1 protein-coding gene is annotated in these 985 nt (G+C 35.7%); it reads right to left on the reverse strand.

The genetic code is table 11. From position 1 onward, the window contains the following. Window positions 1-280: 280 nt before the first annotated feature. A partial coding sequence (locus F2S13_RS29085) for a hypothetical protein (RefSeq protein ID WP_166367323.1) occupies window positions 281-985 on the reverse strand: 705 nt, incomplete at its 5' end.

Genomic DNA, 985 nt, shown 5'->3' on the forward strand with positions numbered 1-985 from the left:
ATTTTAATTGCGGGCCTTTGTTGTATATCTCTGTCGTTTGTCCCCGGGGGGAAGCATTACTGCTAACAAGTCCCGTGAGAAAACTGCGCAATCGTATTGCGCACCATGAACCTATTCTCAACCGCAATCTGGAGGATGATTTTGCTACGATAAAGAGAATTATCGCGTATCGGTGTCAGCATTCATTGGAGTGGATGCTGAAAAACCAGGTGTTACTCCCTCTACTTACACTTAAACCTCTCTAAAAATATAAGTAAGTACTATCGAGGGCTATCATGAACTATGGTGCCCTCTGAGCATAGCTACCCATTACTTCTTCTATGTCATTGAATAATTCATTTCTTAACTCTAAGTATTCTAGTAACTCCATTTCTAATGACTCTGTCGTGAACTTAAATCTAGAAGGATCTTTGATTGAGTTTACTAGTCTTGATAACGCTCTATATGTTTTGAGTGAAGGTTGCATTATAGATGGAAAGTATTTGAAAACCTCTTCATCTCTGTTGAAATTAACTAAAAACTTGTAGTCATCATTTATAAATCTCAAGCATACAGCGTCAAGCTTATCGCCTTTTCTTATTATTATTTCTTTATAGGAAAGATATTTTTCAGAAGATAAGTCCCACATCAAGCGAAAATCTCTCTTTGCGAACGAGTTCGCGTCATCATTGAAAAGAGATGATGTGATGGCTTTGGATAGACCTTCTGTGTTTATCTCTTTGTTGGATGGGTAGTAAATTTTATTAATTGCTTTCATTCTCTCAAATGATGAATATAGGTCATTATGCCACCTTGTTGAAATCACTCCTTTAGTTATATTCTCCTTGCTAAAATTAAGCCCTGTATCAAAAATAAATGCAGCCATCAGTGAATATGATATGTTTTTTATTAACTCAGACTTAAATGGTTCCGCTATGGAGTAGTACAGTGATAAAATAACTAAAAATAAAAGGTATTGTCTTACCTTTCCCGATGAGTATATGTA

Source organism: Pseudomonas akapageensis (assembly GCF_011355085.1).
Lineage (GTDB): Bacteria > Pseudomonadota > Gammaproteobacteria > Pseudomonadales > Pseudomonadaceae > Aquipseudomonas > Aquipseudomonas akapageensis.